Raw genomic sequence first — 21,464 nt, 5'->3', positions numbered from 1 at the left:
ATCACTTCACCAGCGGCAGGTTATCGGCCTTCCAGCTGCCGATACCGCCGGACAGTTTAGCGGCAGTGAAACCGGCCTTGAGCATCTCGCGGGCATGGGTGCCGGCGTGCTGGCCTTGGGCGTCGACCAGAATAATGGTCTTGGCCTTGTGTTTTTCCAGCTCGGGCAAGCGTGCGATCAGCTTGTCCTGTGGAATGTTCAGGGCGCCGACGATATGGCCAGCGGCGAAATCCTTGACCGGGCGGATATCCACGACAACGGCCTCATCCTTGTTGACCAGTGCGGTCAGCTCCGACGTGCTCAGGCTGCGGCCACCGCGGCTCATTTCATGAGCGATCAGCAGCGCCAGCAGGATGACGAAGGCACCCGCGAGCAGGTAGTGGGCAGTGGCAAATGCAATCAGGTGATCAACCATCAAGGAGGTTCCAGGGCGTTAAAATGGCGGTAAGTATACACAGCCGTCAGGGTCGGCCAACCCCCGTAAAGCGGTGACGTGGTCGGAACTTCGCTTTAAACTGCGACTCCCTTTTCAATTGTCTTCCTTTATTAACGCCGCGAGAGGATCTATGACTACTACGCCTAAACCTTTGGTCCTGATAATTCTCGATGGCTTCGGACACAGTGAAAGCCACCATGACAACGCCGTGTACTCGGCCAAAAAGCCAGTACTCGACCGCCTGACCGCCACTGTGCCCAACGGCCTGATCTCCGGTTCCGGCATGGATGTAGGCTTGCCGGACGGCCAGATGGGCAACTCGGAAGTCGGCCACATGAACCTCGGCGCCGGACGAGTGGTATACCAAGACTTCACACGCGTGACCAAATCGATCCGCGATGGCGAGTTCTTCGAGAACCCAGCCATCTGCGCGGCGGTAGATAAAGCCGTAGCCGCCGGCAAGGCCGTGCACTTTATGGGCTTGCTGTCCGACGGCGGTGTTCATAGCCACCAGGATCACCTGGTCGCCATGGCCGAACTGGCCTTCAAGCGCGGCGCTGACAAGATCTACCTGCACGCCTTCCTCGATGGCCGCGACACGCCGCCGAAAAGCGCGCAATCGTCCATCGAACTGCTCGACGCCACCTTCGCCGCCCTCGGCAAAGGCCGCATCGCCAGCCTGGTTGGCCGTTATTTCGCCATGGACCGTGACAACCGCTGGGACCGTGTGGCCCAGGCTTACAACCTGATCGCTGAAGGCCAGGGCGAATTTCACGCCGCCACCGCCCAGGAAGGCCTGGAAGCCGCCTATGCACGTGGCGAGAGCGACGAGTTCGTCAAAGCCACCACCATCGGCGAGCCGGTCAAAGTCGAAGACGGCGACGCCTTGGTGTTCATGAACTTCCGCGCCGACCGTGCCCGTGAACTGAGCCACGTATTCGTTGACGCCGGTTTCAAGGACTTCGAGCGCGCACGCCAGCCGAAAGCCGAGTTCGTAATGCTCACCCAATACGCCGCCAACATCCCGGCCCCTTCGGCATTCGCGCCGGGCAGCCTGGAAAACGTGCTGGGCGACTATTTGGCGAAAAACGGCAAGACTCAGCTGCGCATTGCCGAAACCGAAAAATATGCCCACGTGACCTTCTTCTTCTCCGGTGGCCGCGAAGAGCCGTTCCCGGGTGAAGAGCGCATCCTTATCCCGTCGCCAAAAGTCGCCACCTACGACCTGCAGCCAGAGATGAGCGCGCCGGAAGTCACTGACAAAATCGTCGATGCCATCGAGCACCAGCGTTACGACGTGATCGTGGTCAACTACGCCAACGGCGACATGGTCGGCCACAGCGGCAACCTGGAAGCCGCCGTAAAAGCCGTGGAATGCCTGGACCTGTGCGTCGGTCGCATCGTCGATGCCCTGGAAAAAGTCGGCGGCGAAGCGCTGATCACCGCCGACCACGGCAACTGCGAGCAAATGTCCGACGAATCCACCGGCCAGGCCCACACCGCCCACACCACCGAGCCGGTGCCGTTCATCTACGTCGGCAAACGCGACCTTAAAGTGCGTGAAGGCGGCGTGCTGGCGGATGTGGCACCGACCATGCTGAAGCTGATGGGGCTGGAGAAGCCGAAAGAGATGACCGGTACTTCGATTCTGGTCTGAAACAGTTCGGGGGTTGCTCAAAGCGAGTAGCCCGTCAATAATGAACGTGAGCGCGAAACCAGTTGCCTCCAGCGGCTATAACTGGCGTAGGAACCCCGTTGATGGCTGGACATCAGCGTAGGGTGAGACCTCCACACCCCTGCTTGAGGGTGTGTATATGAATATCAAGCGCTCTAATTTAGGGCAGTTCGAGAGAACTGTCCTTTTCTTTGCCTGTTATAAAAGTTGGTAGCGTTTGTAAAGCAGTTCCCCATGGCGATGCTTATTCAGCGCCTTGGCATCGGTCTGCATGAAATTCCACAACACATTGCCTGCCTGGATATTCACCACCACCAGCATTTGTCGCTTGGTTTCATAAGCACCGATGAACGCCAGCCGAGCCGAGCCGTCGCTATAGGCGACACGCCAGATTTCCAGAGGCCCTGTCAGCGTATCCAGCGCAAATTTTACGTATCGCTCTCTGGCATCCTGCCGCTTTTCAACGATGTGCCGCAACGTCGTGCGCTGAATCAACACCCTGCCCAGAGGGGAATCTATACAAACCTGAGGGCATGCCGAATCGGTAATCCCCAGATTTGAAGCTACGATATCGACAGCATCGGTAATGTCCTTGCCCGCCAACACCTCCTCAAGTGCGCAAGAACGCAGCGCCCGATCGAGGCTACGCAGGTCGGGCAATCCGTAATCGAGCCAGGTTTGCTGGCCTTTTGACTCATGAATACCGGACATTGCCGATCGCGCCAACTGCCTGATTAGAGGGCTCGTGAGTCTATTCTCAGAAGCAAAAACCAGTGCAGGTGGAGCGTTTCAAAGCGTTTCTTCGATAGTATTTAACCTTCAAACCGCCCAATTAAATCGCCCTGAACGGCTTTTTATGACGAACGCCTTAAAGCAGTTGGCGTTGAGGCGTTTTTTTTGCGGCGCTTGGCGGGCATACTAGGCCGTCCCTTTCCCTGGTGTCGCCCGCCTCTATGCTTCGCGCCTTGATTACCCTCGCTCTAGTCTGCTTGCTCCAACCGGCGTTTGCCGATGAGCGCGCACAAACCCAACAACAGTTGGACGCTACGCGTCAGGACATTACCGAGCTGAAAAAACTGCTCGGCAAGCTCCAGGAAGAAAAATCCGGGGTGCAGAAAGACCTGCGCGGCACGGAAACCGAGATGGGCAAGCTCGAGAAGCAGGTCCAGGAGCTACAAAAAGAATTAAAGAAGAGCGAGTCGGAACTGGAGCGACTCGACGCTGAGAAAAAAAAACTCCAGAGCGCACGCGTTGAACAGCAACGCCTGATCGCGATCCAGGCCCGCGCCGCCTACCAGAGCGGCCGTCAGGAATACCTCAAGCTGCTGCTCAACCAGCAGAACCCCGAGAAATTCGCCCGCACCCTCACTTATTACGACTACTTGAGCAAGGCGCGCCTGGCGCAATTGAAGGGTTTTAACGAAACCCTGCGCCAGTTGGCCAATGTCGAGCAGGAAATCGCCGACCAGCAGTCGCAACTGATGGATCAGAAAACCGCCCTCGACACCCAGCGCGACCAGTTGGACAAGGTGCGCAAAGAGCGCCAGCAAGCCCTGGCTAAGCTCAATAACGATGTGAAGGCCCGCGACGCCAAGCTCCAGGCCCGCGAGCAAGACCAGGCTGACCTGGGCAAAGTACTCAAAACCATCGAAGAAACCCTGGCGCGCCAGGCACGTGAGGCCGAAGAAGCGCGGCAAAAAGCGCTGATCGCCCAGCAGGAAGCGGAAAAAAAGCGCCAGCGTGAAGCCGAGCTGGCCGCCACCACTGACGCGCCGGCGCCGCGTAAACCGGCGCGTGCAGCGCCTGGGCCGCTGGTTTCCAGCTCCGGCGAGAACTTCGGCGGCCCTTTTGCTTCAGCCCGCGGCAAACTTCCATGGCCAGTTGATGGTCGATTACTGGCACGCTTTGGTGAAACCCGTGGCGATGACACCCGCGCCAAGTGGGATGGGGTGATGATCAGCGCCGCTGCCGGCAGCCAGGTCCACGCCGTTCACGGTGGTCGTGTGGTATTTGCCGATTGGCTGCGCGGCGCCGGTTTGTTGGTGATTCTTGACCACGGAAATGGCTATTTGAGCCTTTATGGCCACAATCAGACATTACTTAAGTCGGCAGGTGATGTTGTAAAAGCCGGTGAATCCATCTCCACTGTCGGTAACAGTGGTGGCCAGGACACCCCGGCGCTGTACTTCGCTATTCGTCAGCAGGGCCGCCCGAGCGACCCTGCACAATGGTGCCGTTCCCAAGGATAGGGCTGCACCTACATTAGGAGTTCGTTCGACATGCTGCATTTGTCCCGCCTCACTTCGCTGGCCCTGACGATCGCCCTGGTGATCGGCGCGCCGCTGGCTTTTGCCGACCAGGCTGCACCGGCACCCGCCGCCACCGCAGCGACCACCAAGGCGCCGCTGCCGCTGGACGAGCTGCGTACCTTTGCCGAGGTCATGGACCGGATCAAGGCAGCCTATGTCGAACCCGTAGACGACAAGACCCTGCTCGAAAATGCCATCAAAGGCATGCTCAGCAACCTCGACCCGCACTCCGCTTACCTGGGGCCGGAAGATTTTGCCGAGCTGCAGGAAAGCACCAGCGGTGAGTTCGGCGGCCTGGGCATCGAAGTCGGCTCTGAAGATGGCCAGATCAAAGTGGTCTCGCCGATCGATGACACGCCGGCGTCAAAGGCGGGCATTCAGGCTGGCGACTTGATCGTGAAGATCAACGGCCAGCCGACCCGTGGCCAGACCATGACCGAAGCCGTCGACAAGATGCGCGGCAAACTCGGCCAGAAAATCACCCTGACCCTGGTGCGCGACGGCGGCAACCCGTTTGACGTGACCCTGGCCCGCGCGACCATCACGGTCAAGAGCGTGAAGAGCCAGCTGCTGGAGTCGGGCTACGGTTACATCCGTATCACCCAGTTCCAGGTCAAGACCGGCGACGAAGTGGCCAAGGCCTTGGCCAAGCTGCGCAAAGACAACGGCAAGAAGCTCAACGGTATCGTGCTTGACCTGCGTAACAACCCAGGCGGCGTGTTGCAGTCGGCGGTGGAAGTGGTCGACCACTTCATCACCAAAGGCCTGATTGTTTATACCAAAGGCCGTATCGCCAACTCCGAGTTGCGCTTCTCGGCCACCGGCAACGACCTGAGCGAAGGCGTGCCACTGGCCGTGCTGATCAACGGCGGCAGCGCTTCGGCGTCGGAAATTGTCGCCGGTGCCCTGCAAGACCAGAAACGCGGCGTGCTGATGGGCACCACCAGCTTCGGCAAAGGCTCGGTGCAAACCGTATTGCCGCTGAACAACGAGCGCGCACTGAAGATCACTACGGCGCTGTACTACACGCCGAACGGTCGCTCGATCCAGGCCCAGGGCATCGTGCCGGACATCGAAGTACGCCGGGCCAAGATCACCAACGAGGTCGACAGCGAGTACTACAAAGAGGCCGACCTGCAAGGTCACTTGGGCAATGGCAACGGCGGCGCCGACCAGCCGACCGGCAGCGCCACCAAAGCCAAGCCGATGCCGCAGGACGATGACTACCAACTGGCCCAGGCGCTGAGCCTGCTTAAAGGCCTGAGCATTACGCGCAGCCGTTGATATGCGTTTTGCCCTGATCATCGCTCTGCTGTGCAGCCTGGCAGGCGTCGCCCACGCGACGCCTGCCGGCGAACCGCAAAAAGCCTACCTGACCCTCATCATCGACGACCTGGGGCAAAACCTGCCCCGGGATCGTCGCGTGCTGGGCCTGCCTGGGCCAGTGACCACGGCGATCATGCCCGACACGCCCCACGCCGCCGAATTTGCCCGTGAAGCGCACAAGGCCGGCAAGATCGTGATCCTGCACATGCCCATGGACCCGGCCACCGGCCCGTTCGCCTGGCACCCCGAGCTGCCCATCGAAGAACTCGGCAAGCGCCTGGACGCTGCGTTCAAGGCTGTGCCCTACACCGCTGGCATCAACAACCATATGGGCAGCCGCATGACCGCCCAGCCGGCGGCGATGGCGTGGCTGATGGCCGAGCTGCAACGGCGCAACAAGTTCTTTGTCGACAGCCGCACCAGCGCGCAGACCGTCGCCGCCGCCGAGGCGCAAAAGATCGGCCTGGCGCATGTCTCGCGGGATGTGTTCCTGGATGACGAACGCACCGAGGCGGCGATTGGCACGCAACTGCAAACCGCAATCAAGCTGGCGCACAAACAAGGCTCGGTAGTGATGATCGGCCACCCTTATCCACAGACCCTGGCAGTGCTGGAGCGTGAGTTGCCCAAGCTCAAGGCGCAGGGCATCGACTGGATTGATATCAAGTTGATGATCAGTGTGCGCAGCAACCAAGCCATGGCGGCACACGGCAAAAACGGTACGTATCTTCCGGCGCGTAGATAGTTACCGCTCGGTACTGACTGCCCTGCTCGATAGTTGATGCTCCCATCAACTGGAGAGCCCTCCATGAAGCCTCTGCAATTCAACGACCTGCTCATCAGCTTTACCAGCGAGTTTCTACCGCTGTGGAACGACAAGGGTTCGGGCGCGCATAAAGCCGTCGGCCTCTGGCGGCCGAGCACCGCCTCCGATGCCCTGAGACCGTTTTTTACCTTGGGTGATATTGCGGTCAACCACTATCGCAATATCAACTACGGCAACGTTGTCGCCGTCGTCAGCGACGTGAACAACGTCGACGGCACGGCCCTGCGGGCGCCAGTCGATTATCAATTGGTGTGGCAGGATGAAGGCTCCGGTGCGCTGGGCAATGCGTCCCTCTGGCGCCCGCTGCCGCCAGAGGGCTATGTGGCGATGGGGCTGGTGTACGGCGTGGACTACGACAAACCCTCACGCCATGCCGTGCGGTGCGTGCGAAAAGACCTGGTGATGGCCGCTCAAGCGGGCGAATTGATCTGGGACGATAAAGGCAGCGGCTCCACCAACGACTTGAGCCTCTGGTCAGTGACACCTCCCCATGCACCTGCGGGCGAAATATACCTCGCGCCCGGCACCTTCATCGGCAGTGGCAGTTATGCCAGGCCAAGCTTTGAGGCCTATTCACTGCGCCTGACATTGACAGCGCTGTTGCACGACCTGCCGCCACCACCCGCGCTCAGCGGGTACGAAAGCCCGGGCAATGATGAGTCCATCCACGCGCCTCAGGTGTGTGAGCTGCCATGGTTCTGTGTCAAAGACCCGGAGTTGGCTGTGATCGAACAGTTTCAGGCATCGCCCATCTACCGCCTGGAGCGCACGGACCGCCACCTGTGTGTCGGTTTCGGGCACAACGCTGAGGCCACCAGTCAGCCATTCATGTGGACGGCCGCCAAAGGTGAAGTAGAAGGGACTGCCAAGGCACTGGCGGCCAACACCAGTATCGGTATGGGCAAAGAGTGGCCGGCGGGCGAACACGTCTTCGAATTGAGTTTTTCGGCGCACCTGGATCGCGACTTCACACACACGCAGCGCTCAGCGAAAGGCTGGAACCAGCCTTCGTCGCTGGAAATCATCACTTATGTTCCGCCGAAAAAAGCCGTTGCGGCGTACCTTGTCCAAAGCGAATACCGCCTGCTGCGACAGGACGGCAGCCAGGTTTCAAGCACCGCCAGCTATATCAATGGTGACAACATCTACATGAGCGATTATCCAAACGCCGAGGTGCTGCCTGATGAACAGCCTCTACCGGTAGAAGCGTCTCAACCAGAGCCCGAACTAGAGGTAACGGGCCATGATCTGATCGACACCACCCTCACCCCGTAACTGGTCGAGTGCTGCCTGAAGCTTGGCCACCACCTCATCCGGCACGTCTTTATTGAGCGCCAGGTACAACTGGGCGCTGTTGAAGCGCAGCACGGTTTTCAGTTGGGTCACCCCCACCTGGCGGGCCAGATAACGGCCCGCCGGATCACCGGTGGCCCACAGGTCGATCTGGCCATCCACCAGTTTTTGCGCATTGTCCTGGTCACGCAGTGCAACGATCGGCTTAAGGCCCTGCTTTTCCAGGGTCTGCGCAATGGCGTCACCCTTATAGGCGCCGATTTTGTAACGATGAGCCTGCTCAAGGTCTGTCAGTTCTATCTTGCTGTCGGCCCTGGCCAGCATCACCCAATCATCCGGACCGATGGGGCCGACCCATTTGAACAGGGCTTCGCGGTCCGGCAGGCGCGCCATCACAAAGACGCCGTAGCCGGGTTTTTCCAGGGCGAGTTTGTAGATTCGCTCCCAAGGAAAACGCAAAGTCAGGTTGTAGGAAATGCCGGCACGCTTGAACGTCTCGCGCACGATATCGACGGCAATGCCTTCGATGTTTTCTTCCTTGGCGAAGTTCTTGCCGTTTTTCGCCATGTTGTAGGGCGGGAAGTTTTCCGTCAGCAACACCAGGGAGGCGTCGGACGGTTCCTCGGCGTGAGCCAAACCCGTCAACAGAATGGACGTACTGGCGAGGGCAAGCAGAAGGGTCTTGAACATGAAGGCTACCGGAATCCATGGCAAGCGCAGAGAGTGCCCCGCGCCTGCCAGGGTGTCCAGCAGCGTTTAGCGAACGACGATACCGCGCGCGGCCATATAGGCTTTAGCCTCAGGCACGGTGTATTCGCCAAAGTGGAAAATGCTCGCCGCCAGCACCGCACTGGCGTGGCCTTCGATCACGCCGTCGGCCAGGTGCTGCAGGTTACCAACGCCGCCGGAGGCGATCACCGGAATGCCCAGCGCATCGCTGATGGCGCGGGTCACGCCCAGGTCGAAACCGTTTTTCATGCCATCCTGGTCCATGCTGGTCAGCAGGATTTCACCGGCGCCCAGGGCTTCCATCTTCATCGCCCATTCCACCGCGTCCAGGCCGGTAGGCTTGCGACCGCCGTGGGTGAAGATCTCCCAGCGCGGGGTTTCGCCCGGGCCGGAGACTTTTTTGGCGTCGATGGCGACCACGATGCATTGCGAGCCAAAGTGCTGCGCGGCTTCGCCGACGAACTCCGGGTTGAACACGGCAGCGGTGTTGATCGAGACCTTGTCCGCACCGGCGTTGAGCAGGTTGCGGATGTCTTGCACGGTGCGCACGCCACCGCCCACGGTCAGCGGGATAAACACCTGGCTGGCCATGCGCTCGACGGTATGGAGCGTGGTGTCGCGGCCGTCGACGCTGGCGGTGATGTCGAGAAAGGTAATCTCGTCAGCACCTTGCTCATCATAGCGACGGGCGATTTCCACCGGGTCACCGGCGTCGCGGATGTTCTCGAACTTGACGCCCTTGACCACGCGACCGTTGTCGACGTCCAGGCAAGGGATGATGCGTTTGGCCAGCGCCATGGTCAGTCCTCAGCCGTTGTAGGCGTCGCAGTAAGCCTGGGCTTCGGCGACGTCCAGAGTACCTTCGTAGATCGCGCGGCCAGTGATGGCGCCGATAATGCCGGGCGCCTTGGCGTCCAGCAGCGACTTGATGTCGCCCAGGTTGTGAATGCCACCGGAGGCGATCACCGGGATCCTGGTCGCGGCGGCCAGCGCTGCGGTGAACGGCACGTTGCAGCCCTGCATCATGCCGTCTTTGGCGATGTCGGTATAAACGATGGCGGACACGCCGTCGGCTTCGAACTGCTTGGCCAGGTCGATCACCTGAATGGTGCTGATTTCAGCCCAGCCATCGGTGGCGACGAAACCGTCTTTGGCGTCCAGGCCGACAATCACCTTGCCGGGGAACGCACGGCAGGCTTCGGCCACAAACGCCGGGTCTTTCACGGCCTTGGTGCCGATGATCACGTAACTCACGCCAGCCTTGACGTAGTGCTCGATGGTTTCCAGGGAGCGGATACCGCCGCCGATCTGGATCGGCAGGTTCGGGTAGCGCTTGGCGATGGCAGTAACCACTTCGCCATTGACTGGCTGGCCTTCGAAGGCGCCGTTCAAGTCCACCAGATGCAGACGACGGCAGCCCCCTTCTACCCATTTGGCAGCCATGCTTACCGGGTCATCGGAGAACACGGTGGAATCTTCCATGCGGCCTTGGCGCAGGCGTACACAAGCGCCGTCCTTGAGATCGATAGCGGGGATAATCAGCATCTGGCAAACCTTATTCGATATTCAGCAATGCTTGGGAAATCAGGGTTTCTCAAGCGACCACAGGTCGCTCTCGATGCTTTCGAACCTTTCTTTAAGGAGCGTCTGCGTGTCGAAAATCGCCCTGTTGTAATAGTGCGGCGCCACTTCGGTGGTGAACAGCTCAAGAATCTCGGCGACCTCGAACGAGCCTAACTTAAGCTCGAAACGGTCCTCCATGAAACGCTTGATCTTATCGGTAGCCTCACGCTCCTGTTCGGGCGTGAGGTTCAAGATCGGCGGCTTCGGCTTCTTGGCCATTACCAGCGACCATCCCACGCGGCGAAGTTCTGCAGCAATTGCAGGCCATGGGTATGGCTCTTCTCCGGGTGGAACTGCACGGCAAAGCGCGAACCGTCGGCCAGCGCTGCGGCAAAATCGACGCCGTAATGCCCGCCGCCCACCACCTGGCCCGGGTTACCGGCATTGATGTAGTAGCTGTGCACAAAGTAGAAGCGCGCCAGGTCAGGGATGTCGTGCCACAGTGGGTGATCGACGGTCTGGCTGACTTCGTTCCAACCCATGTGCGGCACCTTCAAGTGCGCGCCGTCTTCGTGCAGGTCTTTACCAAAGAACTTCACCTGGCCAGGGAACAGGCCGATGCAGTCGACGCCGCCGTTCTCTTCACTGCTGTCGAGCAAGGCTTGCATGCCCACGCAGATGCCGAGGAACGGGCGGTCCTGGCTGACTTCGCGCACCAGGCTGTCAAAGCCCAGGCGGCGGATCTCGGCCATGCAATCGCGAATCGCGCCAACGCCTGGAAATACCACGCGGTCGGCTTCGCGAATCACATTGGCGTCGCTGGTGATCAGCACCTTGCCGGCGCCCACGTGCTCGAGCGCCTTGGCCACCGAGTGCAGGTTACCCATGCCGTAATCGATAACCGCGACCGTCTGCATTACAGAACGCCCTTGGTCGACGGCATTTGCCCGGCCATGCGGTCATCGAGCTCTACGGCCATGCGCAGTGCGCGGCCGAAAGCCTTGAACACAGTTTCGATCTGGTGGTGGGTGTTGGTGCCGCGCAGGTTGTCGATGTGCAGGCTGACGAGTGCGTGGTTGACGAAGCCCTGAAAGAATTCCTGGAACAGGTCGACATCAAAGCCGCCCACGGTAGCGCGGGTGTACGGCACGTGCATCTGCAGGCCTGGGCGGCCGGAGAAGTCGATGACCACACGCGACAGCGCTTCATCCAGCGGGACATAGGCGTGGCCGTAGCGACGGATGCCTTTTTTGTCGCCGATGGCCTTGGCAAATGCCTGGCCGAGGGTGATGCCTACGTCTTCCACCGTGTGGTGGTCGTCGATATGCAGGTCGCCCTTGCTGACGATATCCAGGTCGATCAGCCCGTGACGGGCGATCTGGTCCAGCATGTGCTCAAGAAAAGGTACACCGATATCAAATCGGGCCTTTCCGGTGCCATCCAGGTTGATCGAGGCTTTGATCTGGGTTTCCAGAGTGTCGCGCTCGACGGATACCTTACGTTCGGCCATCACCAGCTCCGCAAAATCATTGGGCGAAAAAGGCAGCCATTATAGGGGCGCGGGCGCTAAACAGAAACATCGAAGGGGATAAGACTGACGAGTTGATGAATGCGCCCCAGCATGGTGCGCAAACATCGTTCCCACGCTCTGCGTGGGAATGCCGCTTGGGACGCTCCGCGTTCCGCTGTCGACGCTCGACTGAAGCCTTGCGCCATGGTGACGCAGAGCGTCACAGCCTGCATTCCCACGCGGGAGCGTGGGAACGATCAGGTCGGGATTAGTGGAACAACACCGCCGTCTTCTGCAGGGTCACCCACACACCCCACGCCAACGGAATACCCACCACCAGCCAGGCAGCAATGGCCATCGGCACAGTACCAGGAGCCGCTTTCCACTCCAGCGAAGTGCTGGCATCGGCGCCTTTGTCATGGCCCAGCGCCTGTTCGGCAGCCAGCTCGGCGTCGGTCATGAAGTACTTGTCGGCCACCGGGCGCACCAGCAGGTTGCAGAGGAAACCCAGCACCAACAGGCCTGCGAGGATGTACAAGGTAATGTCGTAGGCCGCAGCGCGCGGTACGCCGATGCTCAGCTGATACTCACGCAAGTAGTTCACCAACACCGGGCCCAGCACGCCCGCCGCCGCCCATGCGGTCAACAGGCGACCGTGGATCGCGCCGACCATCTGGGTGCCGAACAGGTCGGCCAAGTACGCAGGCACGGTCGCAAAACCGCCGCCGTACATCGACAGGATGATGCAGAACGCCGCCACAAACAGCGCCACGTTGCCCAGGTGCCCCAGGTTCGGGATCAGCGCATACAGGGCAAAGCCCAGGGCGAAGAACACGAAGTAGGTATTTTTACGGCCCAGGTAGTCGGAGAACGACGCCCAGAAAAACCGGCCACCGATGTTGAACAGGCTCAACAGACCAGTGAAACCTGCAGCGATGGCCGCAATAGAGGCCAACTGGCCCGCGTCCAGTTGACCGAACGGCACATCCACACCCAGCAACTTGCCACCGAATACTTCCTGCAGCAGCGGCGAAGCCATGCCGAGGATGCCGATACCGGCGGACACGTTCAGGCACAGCACCAGCCACACCAGACGGAATTGCGGGGTTTTCCACGCCACGTTCACGTGTACGTGACGGTGGGTGATCATCGCGTTGCTGGCTTTTTTCGCCGGGGCGGTCCAGCCCTCAGGCTTCCAGCCGGTCGGCGGCACGCGGTACGAGAGTGCGCCACCGATCATGAACACGAAGTAGATCACGGCCATGACCACAAAGCTCTGCCACACGCCCACGCTGGTTGGCGAGGCGAAATGGCCCATCAGCGCTGCGGCCAACGGTGCACCCACCATTGCGCCACCGCCGAAGCCCATGATCGCCATGCCAGTGGCCATGCCGCGCTTGTCCGGGAACCACTTGATCAGGGTCGATACGGGCGAGATATAACCCAGGCCCAGGCCGATGCCGCCGATCACGCCGGAGCCGATCCACATCAGCCAGATCTGGTGGGTATAAATCCCCAGCGCCGAGATCAACAGGCCGCCGCACCAGCACAAGGCCGATACAACACCGGCTTTACGTGGCCCGGCATGTTCCAGCCAGCCGCCCCAGATGGCTGCCGAGCAGCCCAGGAAGATGAAGAACAGGGTGTAGATCCAGCCCAGCATGGAGATGGGCCAGTCGCACTGGGACGAGAAGACTTGCGCGATAAAGCTCATGTCCGGCGCGCAGGCGACCGGCGCGGTGATACCCAGTGCTTTGGACAGAGGCAGCCAAAATACCGAGAACCCGTAGGCCATGCCGATACAGAGGTGGATGGCCAGGGCGGCCGGCGGAACCAGCCAACGGTTGAACCCGGGCTTGGCGATAATGCGCTCCTTGGACAGGAACGCAGGCTGCGCGGCAGTGCTGCCGGCCGCAGTGCTAGTGCTCATTGGTGTTTCCCCCAGTTATTAGTATGTGTCCGTCAGGCGCTCTCTCCCTCGACCTTGCACGCAGAGCGTTGGCCGTTGTTGTTGAGTAAAGCTCCATTTAAACGCGACGTTGTGTCGCAGACGACAGACGAACCCGCGAAGATTAGCACCAGTGGATGACAGAAAAACCAAACTGACATCACCTTTTTCACTCAATCTGATCTGTCTGGCGTAAAAATCCGATTTTGCCGGCGCTAGATACAATGTAACGATGCGTGAACTGACGCAGGCCTTCGGGCGTTATACTCTGCGGCTAAATTTTGAAATCGACATACAAGGACTCGCCCATGAAAGCGTTCGGCAAAATCCTGGGTCTGGTACTCCTCGGGCTGTTGCTGATCATTGTGGCCCTGGGCTTTGCCCTGACCCACCTCTTCGATCCCAACGACTACAAAGACGAGATTCGCCAGATTGCCCGCGACAAGGCCCACATCGAGCTGACGCTCAATGGCGATATCGGCTGGAGCCTGTTCCCCTGGCTGGGCCTTGAGCTGCATGAAGCCAGCGTAGCGACCCTCACCGCCCCGACCCAACCGTTCGCCGACTTGCAGATGCTTGGCCTGTCGGTACGCGTGCTGCCGCTGCTGCGCCGCGAAGTGCAGATGAGCGATGTGCGTGTCGAAGGCCTGAACCTGCGCCTCAACCGCGACAAGCAAGGCCATGGCAACTGGGAAGACATCGGCAAGAACCTGCCGGATGCGACCGAAACGGCCAGCGCCCCTGCTCCAGCGCAAGCCCCGGCCGAGCCCGAACCGGAAAAGCCGCCCAAGCCGATCCGCCTGGACATCGACAGCCTGACCATCAACAACGCCCGCGTTGAATACAACGATGAGCAGACCGGCAAACAGTTCAGCGCTGAAAGCATCCAGCTGAGCGCCGGCGCCGTGCACGAAGGCGCGAGCATTCCACTCAAGCTCACCGCCTTCCTGGGCAGCAACCAGCCACTGATGCGCGTCAAAACCGAGCTGAACGGCAACCTGCGCATCCAGCGTGCCCTGCAGCGCTACCAGTTCGAAGACATGAAACTTAGCGGCGAAGCCACCGGCGAGCCGCTGCAAGGCAAGACCGTGACCTTCTCCACCCAGGGCCAATTGCTGGTGGACCTGGCGGCCAACATCGCCGAATGGACCAACCTCAAGCTCTCCGCCAACCAACTGCGCGCCTTGGGCGAACTGAAGGTCAATGACCTGAACAAAACCCCACAAGTCAGCGGCGCGCTGTCGATTGCCCAGTTTGACCTGGCCAAGTTCCTCGACAGCGTCGGCCACCCACTGCCGCCCATGGCTGACGGCAGCCTGAGCAAGGTCGAGCTGGTCAGCCGCCTCAAGGGCACGCCCACCAGCGCCACGCTGGAAGACCTGAACCTGAAGCTCGACGGCAGCACCTTCACCGGTCGCATCGCCGTGGATGACTTCGCCAAGCAAGCCTTGCGCGTGCAGCTCAAAGGCGACACCTTCAATGCCGACAACTACCTGCCGGCCAAGTCCGAATCGGCCAAAGGCGCAACCGCCGCCCGCCAGGCTGAAGTGCAGAACAGCGAAGCCGGCGCCATGGCCGCCGGTGGCACCACACCGCTGCCGGAAGCGCCAACCAAAGGCGCGTGGAGCACCGACAAACTGCTGCCACTGACCCGCCTGCGCGCCCTGGACGTAAACGCCGACCTGGCCTTTGGGCAACTGACCCTGAGCAAGCTGCCGATCCAGAATGCAGCGCTCAAGGCCTCCGGCGCCGATGGCCAGCTCAAGCTCGACACCTTGAGCGGCGGCCTCTACAACGGAACCTTCCAGGCCAACGGCACGCTCGATGTGCGCCAGGACATACCGCTGCTGGCGCTGCAAACCCACATCAAGCAAGTGCCGGTTGAACGTATCCTGCAAGCCCAGGGGCAAAACCCGCCGGTCAAAGGCCAGGTCACTCTCGACAGCAACCTCAGCGGCCGTGGCAATAGCCAAAAAGCGTTGATCGACAGCCTCAACGGTACCGCCAGCTTTGTGATCAACAACGGCGCGCTGCTCAACGCCAACATTGAACAGCAACTGTGTACCGGCATTGCGCTGCTCAATCGCAAAACACTGAGCACTACGCCACAGGGCAAGGACACGCCGTTCCAGGAGCTGCGCGGCACCCTTAACTTCCGTAACGGCGTAGCGAGTAACCCGGACCTTAAAGTGCGCATCCCGGGCCTGGCGGTCAACGGCAACGGTGACGTCGACCTGCGTGTGCTGGGCATGGACTACCGCGTTGGCATCATCGTCGAAGGCGACCAGCGCGACGTGCCGGACCCGGCCTGCCAGGTGGGCGCCAACTTCCAGAACATCGAAGTGCCGCTGCGCTGCCGTGGCCCGCTGGAGCTGGGCGCCAAGGCTTGCCGTCTGGACAAGGACGGCTTGACCCAAGTCGCCATCAAAGCCGCCGGCAACAAGCTCAGCGATAAGATCGAAGAGAAGCTCGACAAGGTTAATCCGCAGCTTAAAGACGCCCTTAAAGGCCTGTTCAAACGATGAGAAACGAGCAGTTTTCACAGGCGGTGCTGGACTGGTACGACCGCCACGGTCGCCATGACCTGCCCTGGCAACAGGGCATCACGCCTTACCGGGTGTGGGTCTCGGAGATCATGTTGCAACAGACCCAGGTGAGCACCGTGCTCAACTACTTCGACCGGTTCATGGCTTCCTTGCCGACGGTCGAAGCCCTGGCCGCCGCGCCGGAAGATGAAGTGCTGCACCTGTGGACCGGCCTGGGTTACTACACCCGTGCACGCAACCTGCAGAAGACTGCCAAAATCGTGGTCGCTGAATACGGCGGCGAATTCCCCAAGGATGTGGAAAAACTCACCGAGTTGCCCGGCATTGGCCTGTCCACTGCCGGCGCCATCGCCAGCTTGAGCATGGGCCTGCGCGCGCCGATCCTGGACGGCAACGTCAAACGCGTGCTGGCGCGTTTTACTGCGCAAGAAGGCTACCCAGGCGAGCCGAAGGTCGCCAAACAGCTCTGGGCCACCGCTGAGCGCTTTACGCCCCACGATCGCGTCAACGCCTACACCCAGGCAATGATGGACATGGGCGCCACGCTCTGCACGCGCAGCAAGCCTAGTTGCCTGCTGTGCCCGCTGGAAAAGGGCTGCGAAGCCCACATGCTCGGCCTGGAGACGCGCTACCCGATCCCCAAGCCGCGCAAGACCATCCCGCAAAAGCGCACGCTGATGCCGCTGCTGGCCAACGCCGAGGGCGCGATTCTGCTGTACCGTCGCCCATCCACGGGCTTGTGGGGCGGTTTGTGGAGTTTGCCGGAACTTGATGACCTGCAAGACCTGGAGCACCTCGCCCACCAGCACGCGCTGGCACTGGGCGAGCAACAGGCACTGCCGGGGCTGATCCACACCTTCAGCCACTTCCAACTGGCCATCGAGCCCTGGCTGGTGCAGGTCGAGGAATCCGCCCATCACGTGGCCGAGGCCGACTGGCTCTGGTATAACCTCGCCACCCCGCCGCGCCTGGGCCTTGCCGCCCCGGTGAAAAAACTGCTGAAGCGCGCGGCCGACGTATTGAACGCAGGAGTTTCGTCATGACCCGCACCGTAATGTGCCGCAAGTACAAAGAAGAACTGCCAGGCCTGGAACGCCCTCCGTACCCAGGTGCCAAGGGCCAGGATATTTTCGAGCATATCTCTGCCCAAGCCTGGGGTGACTGGCTGAAACACCAGACCCTGCTGATCAACGAAAAGCGCCTGAACATGATGAACGCCGAAGATCGTAAATACCTGGCGGGCGAGATGGACAAGTTCTTTTCCGGCGAGGATTACGCCAAGGCCGACGGTTACGTGCCGCCTGCTCAATAATTGATCAAAAACCGGGGTCGGCACGTAAGCGACGGTAATAATTAAATATTTTTTGAAAACTTGCTTGACGACCCCCTGAAAAACCCGTTTAATGCGCCCCGTTGCCCAGATAGCTCAGTCGGTAGAGCAGGGGATTGAAAATCCCCGTGTCGGCGGTTCGATTCCGTCTCTGGGCACCACCTTTAGTTTTCAGGTGATGCCAAGCACACCTGAAAGCACCCAAGAAACCCGCCTAGTGCGGGTTTTTTGCTTTCTACGGTTCCCAACCGTTCCCTTGTAAGCCCAAACATATGTGAGTAGATTCGTGAGTAGATCCAGTTCGGTCTAGAAATCTACTCACACTAGGACGGCAATACGCCCGCCTGGTGCGGCCTGCAAGGAGGCTGCGTGCCACTCTCAGATACCACCATCCGTACCGCCAAGCCAAAGGACAAGCTGTACCGGCTGACAGACGCCAATGGCCTGTGCCTAGAAGTTACCCCGACCGGCTCCAAGCTATGGCGCTATCGGTACCGCTTCAACGGCAGCGCGAAGATGCTGGCGCTTGGCGCATACCCAGCAGTCACCCTGCTGAAAGCTCGTCAGCTTCGCGATGGGGCACGCCAGCTACTGATTGAAGGCACCGACCCCGGCGAGCAGAAAAAAACTGCCAAACAAGCACAGAAGGTCGAGGGGCTGACTTTCGAGACACTGGCTCGCGAGTGGTTTGCCTACAACGCCCCTCGGTGGGCGGAAAGCACAACCTACAAGGCCAAGCTGTACTTGGAGAATGATTTGATTCCATGTATCGGTTCTCGCCCTGTAAAAGCGATCACCCGGCCCGATCTGGTAGAGCTGGTGCGCAAGGTAGAGGCCAGGGGCACGCTCAATGCCGCCGGCAAGATCCGCCAATGGCTACACCAGATATTTCGGTACGGGCTGGCCAAGGGCGTCGTCGAAGCCAACCCAGCCACGGATCTGAGCGTGGTAGCAGCACCACCGAAAGCCGCCCGTCATCATCCACACATCACCTTTGCTGAGCTCCCAGAACTGTTGGCCAAGAGCGAAGCCGCGAACATCCATACGCTTACCCGGCATGCCATCCGCTTGCTAACGCTAACGGCCGTTCGCCCGGGCGAACTTCGCCAAGCCCCCTGGGCAGAGTTCGACCTGGAGCGCGCCACCTGGACAATTCCAGCCGAACGCATGAAAGCCCGCCGCCCTCACATCGTCCCTCTACCTCGCCAGGCCGTTGCCATCCTGCGCCAGCTCCAAGAGATCACTGGACGCTATGCACTGGTCTTTGCTGGCGCCAATCCCGATCGCCCCATGAGCGAGAACACAGTGAACAAAGCGTTACGGGGGATGGGCTACGAAGGTCAGCAGACCGGCCACGGCTTCCGTCACCTACTCAGCACGGAACTGAACGGTCGCGGGTACAACAAGGATTGGATCGAGCGTCAACTGGCCCACGGTGACAGCGACGAAATACGCGGCACCTACAACCATGCGGCCTATGTCGAGCAGCGCCGGGAAATGATGCAAGCGTGGGCTGACTCGATAGATGCGCTATGCGCAGGGGCCAATGTCGTGAGTATTAAGCTCAAAGCTTAGTGTTCCGACGTAGGGGCGGGTTTGCTTGGGACTGGTTGGAGTTTGCTGTTAACATTCCCGTACTGTGATTTTATCCACTACTTGAATGACTACGCCGGAGGGCGTGATGCAAACACGCACCGGCCGTATCCCGCTAAACCAGGTAGTCCAAGAATGGGGCAGCGACCAAGTATTGAATCCACGCACATTGGCGGGAGAGGTCGCTGCGGCCCTACGCACAATGATGCCGGAGAATCACCCCATACATGAAACTCACGCTTCGGCAGTATTACTTGCATCAACAAAAGGCAGCGCTTTTATTACATACGGCGCCTTAGCCGATTACTTTGATAGTTTTGATATAGGACAACCAGCAGAAACCATCAACACCAATCTTGGTCCCGCGCCGGCCAACGCCGTCCTCATATGGCGGCAGTGGATAGGCACGCTGACTACAGAGGCTTGTGAGCGAGCCCTAGGTGTCATTTTCAAAGCCCAGCCCATGAATGACAGCGCAAGCATTGCTATGACTGTCGAAGGGAACCTTGCCCATAGCCAATCAAAGCCACCAAGCACTCCTTCAGGTAGCGCGCCTGGCTATATGCAAATGCGCCAAGCGAGTCTTCGTCAAGAAGGAGAGCTTCGTGCTTCTGAGCAATTGGACATTGCCCAGCTTAGAGCCCAGCACCTAGAGGCAGCGAATGCCGTTTTGACGGGACGCCTGGCACTTTCAGAGTCTGATTTATCGAAAGAACGTGAAGCTAGGGGTACAGCGCTGCAAGCGCAACTTGCAGCAGAAGAGCGCGCGGAGGCTGCAGAGATAGAACTGGCTGAAGCCCCATCCAAAATAGCTGCGGACTTTGCTACTTTAGGGCGCTCACTTACTAAAGCATCAGCATGGTTCACTCCCCCTCCTTCAGGCCGGGGAGAAAGCACCAATCGAAATGCACTTCTGGTTGTGGCTGGCCTACTTGAGTTACTACTTGACCATCAACGGCCCAAGTACAAGCAAGATACTGCGGCAGATGCAATCGCCTTACGCGGTTGGCGCGGCGCGGGAAAACGCCAGGTCAACGATGTATTCGCAAAGGCGAAAAGAGAGGCCAAGGATGCTCGTTCAGAAGCAACCGCCAAGGCTGACGGAATTAAAGACACCAACACTTCTCGTCAGGATTGAGAGCTTTTTTTGCAATTGCAAAATAGCTTTTTGCAGTTGCAATGACCTCCTTTGACAGCGCCCTTACCGTGAGACCCATGTTCTCAACGCCACCCAAGGAGGCGCTAGCATGGCAAACACAACCCACCAAATCCGTAAGCACACCGAACAATCCTCAGCCCAATCTGAACGACCACTTCGCTTCATCAAGCTGGGCGAGGTCAAGGCTCTGACCACTCTCTCCACGTCCGAGATCTATCGCCGTATTGCTGCTGGGCGTTTCCCCAAACAAGTGATGCTGGGGCCGAAGTCCGCCGTCTGGATCGAGGCAGAAGTTATTGCCTGGTGCGACTCGTTAGTCGCTCTGCGAGTGGAGGCTGCGTAAATGGCCGACCAAAAAAAAGGCCAACCCAATAAGGCCAGCCCAGAAAAAACTCACGTAGAGAATACCAGCGGAACGGCACAGCGCGCTCGCCTTTTGGAGCGCCTGCAAGCTGGCCCGATTGATACCTTCACCGCCATCCGCGAGCTGAACATCGTTCGCCCTGGTGCCCGCATCAATGAGCTGCGCGGCCTGGGCCACAAGATCCTGACCCACCGCCTCACCCTGACCGACGATCAAGGGCGCACTCATCAGGGCATGGCGCTCTACTACCTCAGCACCAACCCGCCGGCGCAGGTGACAGCATGAACACAATCATGGCGACTCAAATCGGGGGCGAGCCTCGCGTGGATAGCCGCCAGCTCGCGAAGGAACTGGGAACCAAGCACAAAAACCCAATGGCGCTGATCGAGCGCTACCTGGCGAAGTTTGAAGAGTTCGGGGTTGTTCCGTTTCAAACGGAGAAACCCTTGGCCGGAACTGCCGGTGGTAGGCCGGAGCGATTCGGCTTGCTGAACGAAGATCAAGCGTTCTTCCTGCTGTCGCTGTCCCGCAATACCGACCGCGTTGTGGAACTGAAAGCGAGTCTGATCATGGCGTTTCGTGAAGCTCGGTATGGGCACGCCTGCCAAGCGTTGGAGGCGCTCAAGAAGGAAGCCAGCAGCAGTGGTCGCCGGCTGGCCCACTGGCGCTATGACAAGCCAGGCGTGTACGCGCACGTTGCTCATTTGAGGGAGCAACTGAAGCTGCCAATCGATTCTGAGGACTTCCGCCCATGACAGCTATGCTCATGATCAGCGATAAACGGTCGATAACTTTTGTTGCAAGCAGTCGTGCTCGTCGGTATGGTTCGCCCGTCACTGCAAATTCAGTGACCGGGC

The 21,464-nt window shown here is 59.8% G+C and carries 22 protein-coding genes and 1 tRNA gene; 14 read left to right on the top strand and 9 right to left on the bottom strand.

The genetic code is table 11. The features are described 5' to 3' along the window. Position 1: 1 nt before the first annotated feature. Positions 2-415 (bottom strand): rhodanese-like domain-containing protein, encoded by a 414-nt coding sequence (locus K0H48_RS03500; RefSeq protein ID WP_177024929.1) that lies wholly within the window; start codon positions 413-415, stop codon positions 2-4. 151 nt (positions 416-566) lie between these two features. On the opposite strand from K0H48_RS03500, the gene gpmI reads away from it, so the two are divergent. Continuing rightward, entirely contained in the window at positions 567-2,093 is a 1,527-nt protein-coding gene (gpmI, locus tag K0H48_RS03495) for a 2,3-bisphosphoglycerate-independent phosphoglycerate mutase (protein WP_219266418.1), read from the top strand. 216 nt (positions 2,094-2,309) lie between these two features. Here gpmI and K0H48_RS03490 read toward each other — a convergent pair whose 3' ends face one another. Further along, a complete protein-coding gene (locus tag K0H48_RS03490) occupies positions 2,310-2,822 on the bottom strand; it encodes a PBECR2 nuclease fold domain-containing protein (protein WP_219266417.1) in 513 nt (170 codons plus the stop codon). A 242-nt stretch (positions 2,823-3,064) separates the two neighbouring features. Between K0H48_RS03490 and K0H48_RS03485 the strand changes: the two genes are divergently transcribed. The 4 genes from K0H48_RS03485 to K0H48_RS03470 all read left to right on the top strand — a co-directional run bounded on the left by K0H48_RS03485 (position 3,065) and on the right by K0H48_RS03470 (position 7,847). Then, positions 3,065-4,360 (top strand): murein hydrolase activator EnvC, encoded by a 1,296-nt coding sequence (locus tag K0H48_RS03485; RefSeq protein ID WP_219266416.1) that lies wholly within the window; start codon positions 3,065-3,067, stop codon positions 4,358-4,360. Positions 4,361-4,390: 30 nt separating this feature from the next. Next, on the top strand, positions 4,391-5,704 hold the full coding sequence (locus K0H48_RS03480) for a S41 family peptidase (protein ID WP_138817256.1): 1,314 nt from the start codon (positions 4,391-4,393) through the stop codon (positions 5,702-5,704). Position 5,705: 1 nt separating this feature from the next. Next, positions 5,706-6,491, top strand: a complete 786-nt coding sequence (locus K0H48_RS03475) for a divergent polysaccharide deacetylase family protein (RefSeq protein WP_219266415.1) — start codon at positions 5,706-5,708, stop codon at positions 6,489-6,491. A 63-nt stretch (positions 6,492-6,554) separates the two neighbouring features. Further along, on the top strand, positions 6,555-7,847 hold the full coding sequence (locus tag K0H48_RS03470; protein ID WP_219266414.1) for a Vps62-related protein: 1,293 nt from the start codon (positions 6,555-6,557) through the stop codon (positions 7,845-7,847). Here K0H48_RS03470 and K0H48_RS03465 read toward each other — a convergent pair. The 7 genes from K0H48_RS03465 to K0H48_RS03435 all read right to left on the bottom strand — a co-directional run bounded on the left by K0H48_RS03465 (position 7,800) and on the right by K0H48_RS03435 (position 13,597). Beyond that, positions 7,800-8,555 (bottom strand): ABC transporter substrate-binding protein, encoded by a 756-nt coding sequence (locus K0H48_RS03465; protein ID WP_219266413.1) that lies wholly within the window; start codon positions 8,553-8,555, stop codon positions 7,800-7,802. The two genes, K0H48_RS03470 and K0H48_RS03465, sit on opposite strands and share 48 nt — an antisense overlap. A 66-nt stretch (positions 8,556-8,621) precedes the next feature. Then, the gene (hisF, locus tag K0H48_RS03460) at positions 8,622-9,392 is read right to left on the bottom strand and encodes an imidazole glycerol phosphate synthase subunit HisF (protein WP_017138643.1); all 771 of its coding nucleotides are present in this window, start codon (positions 9,390-9,392) and stop codon (positions 8,622-8,624) included. 9 nt (positions 9,393-9,401) lie between these two features. Further along, a complete protein-coding gene (gene hisA / locus K0H48_RS03455) occupies positions 9,402-10,139 on the bottom strand; it encodes a 1-(5-phosphoribosyl)-5-[(5-phosphoribosylamino)methylideneamino]imidazole-4-carboxamide isomerase (protein WP_048723388.1) in 738 nt (245 codons plus the stop codon). Positions 10,140-10,178: 39 nt separating this feature from the next. After that, positions 10,179-10,436 (bottom strand): DUF2164 domain-containing protein, encoded by a 258-nt coding sequence (locus tag K0H48_RS03450; RefSeq protein WP_005783916.1) that lies wholly within the window; start codon positions 10,434-10,436, stop codon positions 10,179-10,181. Continuing rightward, the gene (hisH, locus tag K0H48_RS03445; RefSeq protein WP_219266412.1) at positions 10,436-11,074 is read right to left on the bottom strand and encodes an imidazole glycerol phosphate synthase subunit HisH; all 639 of its coding nucleotides are present in this window, start codon (positions 11,072-11,074) and stop codon (positions 10,436-10,438) included. Before hisH ends, K0H48_RS03450 begins: the two co-directional genes overlap by 1 nt. Further along, the gene (gene hisB, locus K0H48_RS03440; RefSeq protein ID WP_017138645.1) at positions 11,074-11,667 is read right to left on the bottom strand and encodes an imidazoleglycerol-phosphate dehydratase HisB; all 594 of its coding nucleotides are present in this window, start codon (positions 11,665-11,667) and stop codon (positions 11,074-11,076) included. The genes hisH and hisB overlap by 1 nt, the downstream gene beginning before the upstream one ends. Positions 11,668-11,935: 268 nt before the next feature. Continuing rightward, positions 11,936-13,597: an OFA family MFS transporter gene (locus tag K0H48_RS03435; protein WP_065930809.1), complete on the bottom strand. Its 1,662-nt coding sequence runs from the start codon at positions 13,595-13,597 to the stop codon at positions 11,936-11,938. Between the two features lie 326 nt (positions 13,598-13,923). Between K0H48_RS03435 and K0H48_RS03430 the strand changes: the two genes are divergently transcribed. From K0H48_RS03430 to K0H48_RS03390, 9 genes are all read left to right on the top strand, one after another. Beyond that, a complete protein-coding gene (locus K0H48_RS03430; protein ID WP_219266411.1) occupies positions 13,924-16,140 on the top strand; it encodes an AsmA family protein in 2,217 nt (738 codons plus the stop codon). Beyond that, the gene (gene mutY, locus K0H48_RS03425; RefSeq protein WP_219266410.1) at positions 16,137-17,204 is read left to right on the top strand and encodes an A/G-specific adenine glycosylase; all 1,068 of its coding nucleotides are present in this window, start codon (positions 16,137-16,139) and stop codon (positions 17,202-17,204) included. The genes K0H48_RS03430 and mutY overlap by 4 nt, the downstream gene beginning before the upstream one ends. Beyond that, positions 17,201-17,473 carry an oxidative damage protection protein gene (locus tag K0H48_RS03420; protein ID WP_056860676.1) on the top strand — a complete coding sequence of 91 codons (273 nt, stop codon included), beginning with the start codon at positions 17,201-17,203 and terminating at the stop codon, positions 17,471-17,473. Before mutY ends, K0H48_RS03420 begins: the two co-directional genes overlap by 4 nt. A 103-nt stretch (positions 17,474-17,576) precedes the next feature. Beyond that, positions 17,577-17,652 (top strand) — tRNA-Phe (locus tag K0H48_RS03415). 208 nt (positions 17,653-17,860) lie between these two features. Further along, positions 17,861-19,066 carry an integrase arm-type DNA-binding domain-containing protein gene (locus K0H48_RS03410; protein ID WP_219266409.1) on the top strand — a complete coding sequence of 402 codons (1,206 nt, stop codon included), beginning with the start codon at positions 17,861-17,863 and terminating at the stop codon, positions 19,064-19,066. A gap of 106 nt (positions 19,067-19,172) precedes the next feature. After that, on the top strand, positions 19,173-20,222 hold the full coding sequence (locus K0H48_RS03405) for a hypothetical protein (RefSeq protein WP_219266408.1): 1,050 nt from the start codon (positions 19,173-19,175) through the stop codon (positions 20,220-20,222). A gap of 109 nt (positions 20,223-20,331) precedes the next feature. Continuing rightward, complete coding sequence (locus K0H48_RS03400) at positions 20,332-20,586, top strand: AlpA family transcriptional regulator (protein ID WP_219266407.1); 255 nt, start codon at positions 20,332-20,334, stop codon at positions 20,584-20,586. Next, the gene (locus K0H48_RS03395) at positions 20,587-20,892 is read left to right on the top strand and encodes a helix-turn-helix domain-containing protein (RefSeq protein ID WP_219266406.1); all 306 of its coding nucleotides are present in this window, start codon (positions 20,587-20,589) and stop codon (positions 20,890-20,892) included. Continuing rightward, complete coding sequence (locus tag K0H48_RS03390) at positions 20,889-21,362, top strand: Rha family transcriptional regulator (RefSeq protein WP_219266405.1); 474 nt, start codon at positions 20,889-20,891, stop codon at positions 21,360-21,362. The genes K0H48_RS03395 and K0H48_RS03390 overlap by 4 nt, the downstream gene beginning before the upstream one ends. Positions 21,363-21,464 lie beyond the last annotated feature (102 nt).

Source organism: Pseudomonas sp. Xaverov 259 (assembly GCF_019352915.1).
GTDB lineage: Bacteria > Pseudomonadota > Gammaproteobacteria > Pseudomonadales > Pseudomonadaceae > Aquipseudomonas.
Note: the sequence above shows the minus strand (reverse complement) of the source record. Positions and strands in the feature narration are given on the sequence as shown.

What these genes read in the sequence shown, in the direction of transcription:
- K0H48_RS03500 (WP_177024929.1), bottom strand. Translation starts at nt 415, where the DNA reads ATGGTTGATCACCTGATTGCATTTGCCACTGCCCACTACCTGCTCGCG.
- gpmI (WP_219266418.1), top strand. Translation starts at nt 567, where the DNA reads ATGACTACTACGCCTAAACCTTTGGTCCTGATAATTCTCGATGGCTTC.
- K0H48_RS03490 (WP_219266417.1), bottom strand. Translation starts at nt 2,822, where the DNA reads ATGTCCGGTATTCATGAGTCAAAAGGCCAGCAAACCTGGCTCGATTAC.
- K0H48_RS03485 (WP_219266416.1), top strand. Translation starts at nt 3,065, where the DNA reads ATGCTTCGCGCCTTGATTACCCTCGCTCTAGTCTGCTTGCTCCAACCG.
- K0H48_RS03480 (WP_138817256.1), top strand. Translation starts at nt 4,391, where the DNA reads ATGCTGCATTTGTCCCGCCTCACTTCGCTGGCCCTGACGATCGCCCTG.
- K0H48_RS03475 (WP_219266415.1), top strand. Translation starts at nt 5,706, where the DNA reads ATGCGTTTTGCCCTGATCATCGCTCTGCTGTGCAGCCTGGCAGGCGTC.
- K0H48_RS03470 (WP_219266414.1), top strand. Translation starts at nt 6,555, where the DNA reads ATGAAGCCTCTGCAATTCAACGACCTGCTCATCAGCTTTACCAGCGAG.
- K0H48_RS03465 (WP_219266413.1), bottom strand. Translation starts at nt 8,555, where the DNA reads ATGTTCAAGACCCTTCTGCTTGCCCTCGCCAGTACGTCCATTCTGTTG.
- hisF (WP_017138643.1), bottom strand. Translation starts at nt 9,392, where the DNA reads ATGGCGCTGGCCAAACGCATCATCCCTTGCCTGGACGTCGACAACGGT.
- hisA (WP_048723388.1), bottom strand. Translation starts at nt 10,139, where the DNA reads ATGCTGATTATCCCCGCTATCGATCTCAAGGACGGCGCTTGTGTACGC.
- K0H48_RS03450 (WP_005783916.1), bottom strand. Translation starts at nt 10,436, where the DNA reads ATGGCCAAGAAGCCGAAGCCGCCGATCTTGAACCTCACGCCCGAACAG.
- hisH (WP_219266412.1), bottom strand. Translation starts at nt 11,074, where the DNA reads ATGCAGACGGTCGCGGTTATCGATTACGGCATGGGTAACCTGCACTCG.
- hisB (WP_017138645.1), bottom strand. Translation starts at nt 11,667, where the DNA reads ATGGCCGAACGTAAGGTATCCGTCGAGCGCGACACTCTGGAAACCCAG.
- K0H48_RS03435 (WP_065930809.1), bottom strand. Translation starts at nt 13,597, where the DNA reads ATGAGCACTAGCACTGCGGCCGGCAGCACTGCCGCGCAGCCTGCGTTC.
- K0H48_RS03430 (WP_219266411.1), top strand. Translation starts at nt 13,924, where the DNA reads ATGAAAGCGTTCGGCAAAATCCTGGGTCTGGTACTCCTCGGGCTGTTG.
- mutY (WP_219266410.1), top strand. Translation starts at nt 16,137, where the DNA reads ATGAGAAACGAGCAGTTTTCACAGGCGGTGCTGGACTGGTACGACCGC.
- K0H48_RS03420 (WP_056860676.1), top strand. Translation starts at nt 17,201, where the DNA reads ATGACCCGCACCGTAATGTGCCGCAAGTACAAAGAAGAACTGCCAGGC.
- K0H48_RS03405 (WP_219266408.1), top strand. Translation starts at nt 19,173, where the DNA reads ATGCAAACACGCACCGGCCGTATCCCGCTAAACCAGGTAGTCCAAGAA.
- K0H48_RS03400 (WP_219266407.1), top strand. Translation starts at nt 20,332, where the DNA reads ATGGCAAACACAACCCACCAAATCCGTAAGCACACCGAACAATCCTCA.
- K0H48_RS03395 (WP_219266406.1), top strand. Translation starts at nt 20,587, where the DNA reads ATGGCCGACCAAAAAAAAGGCCAACCCAATAAGGCCAGCCCAGAAAAA.
- K0H48_RS03390 (WP_219266405.1), top strand. Translation starts at nt 20,889, where the DNA reads ATGAACACAATCATGGCGACTCAAATCGGGGGCGAGCCTCGCGTGGAT.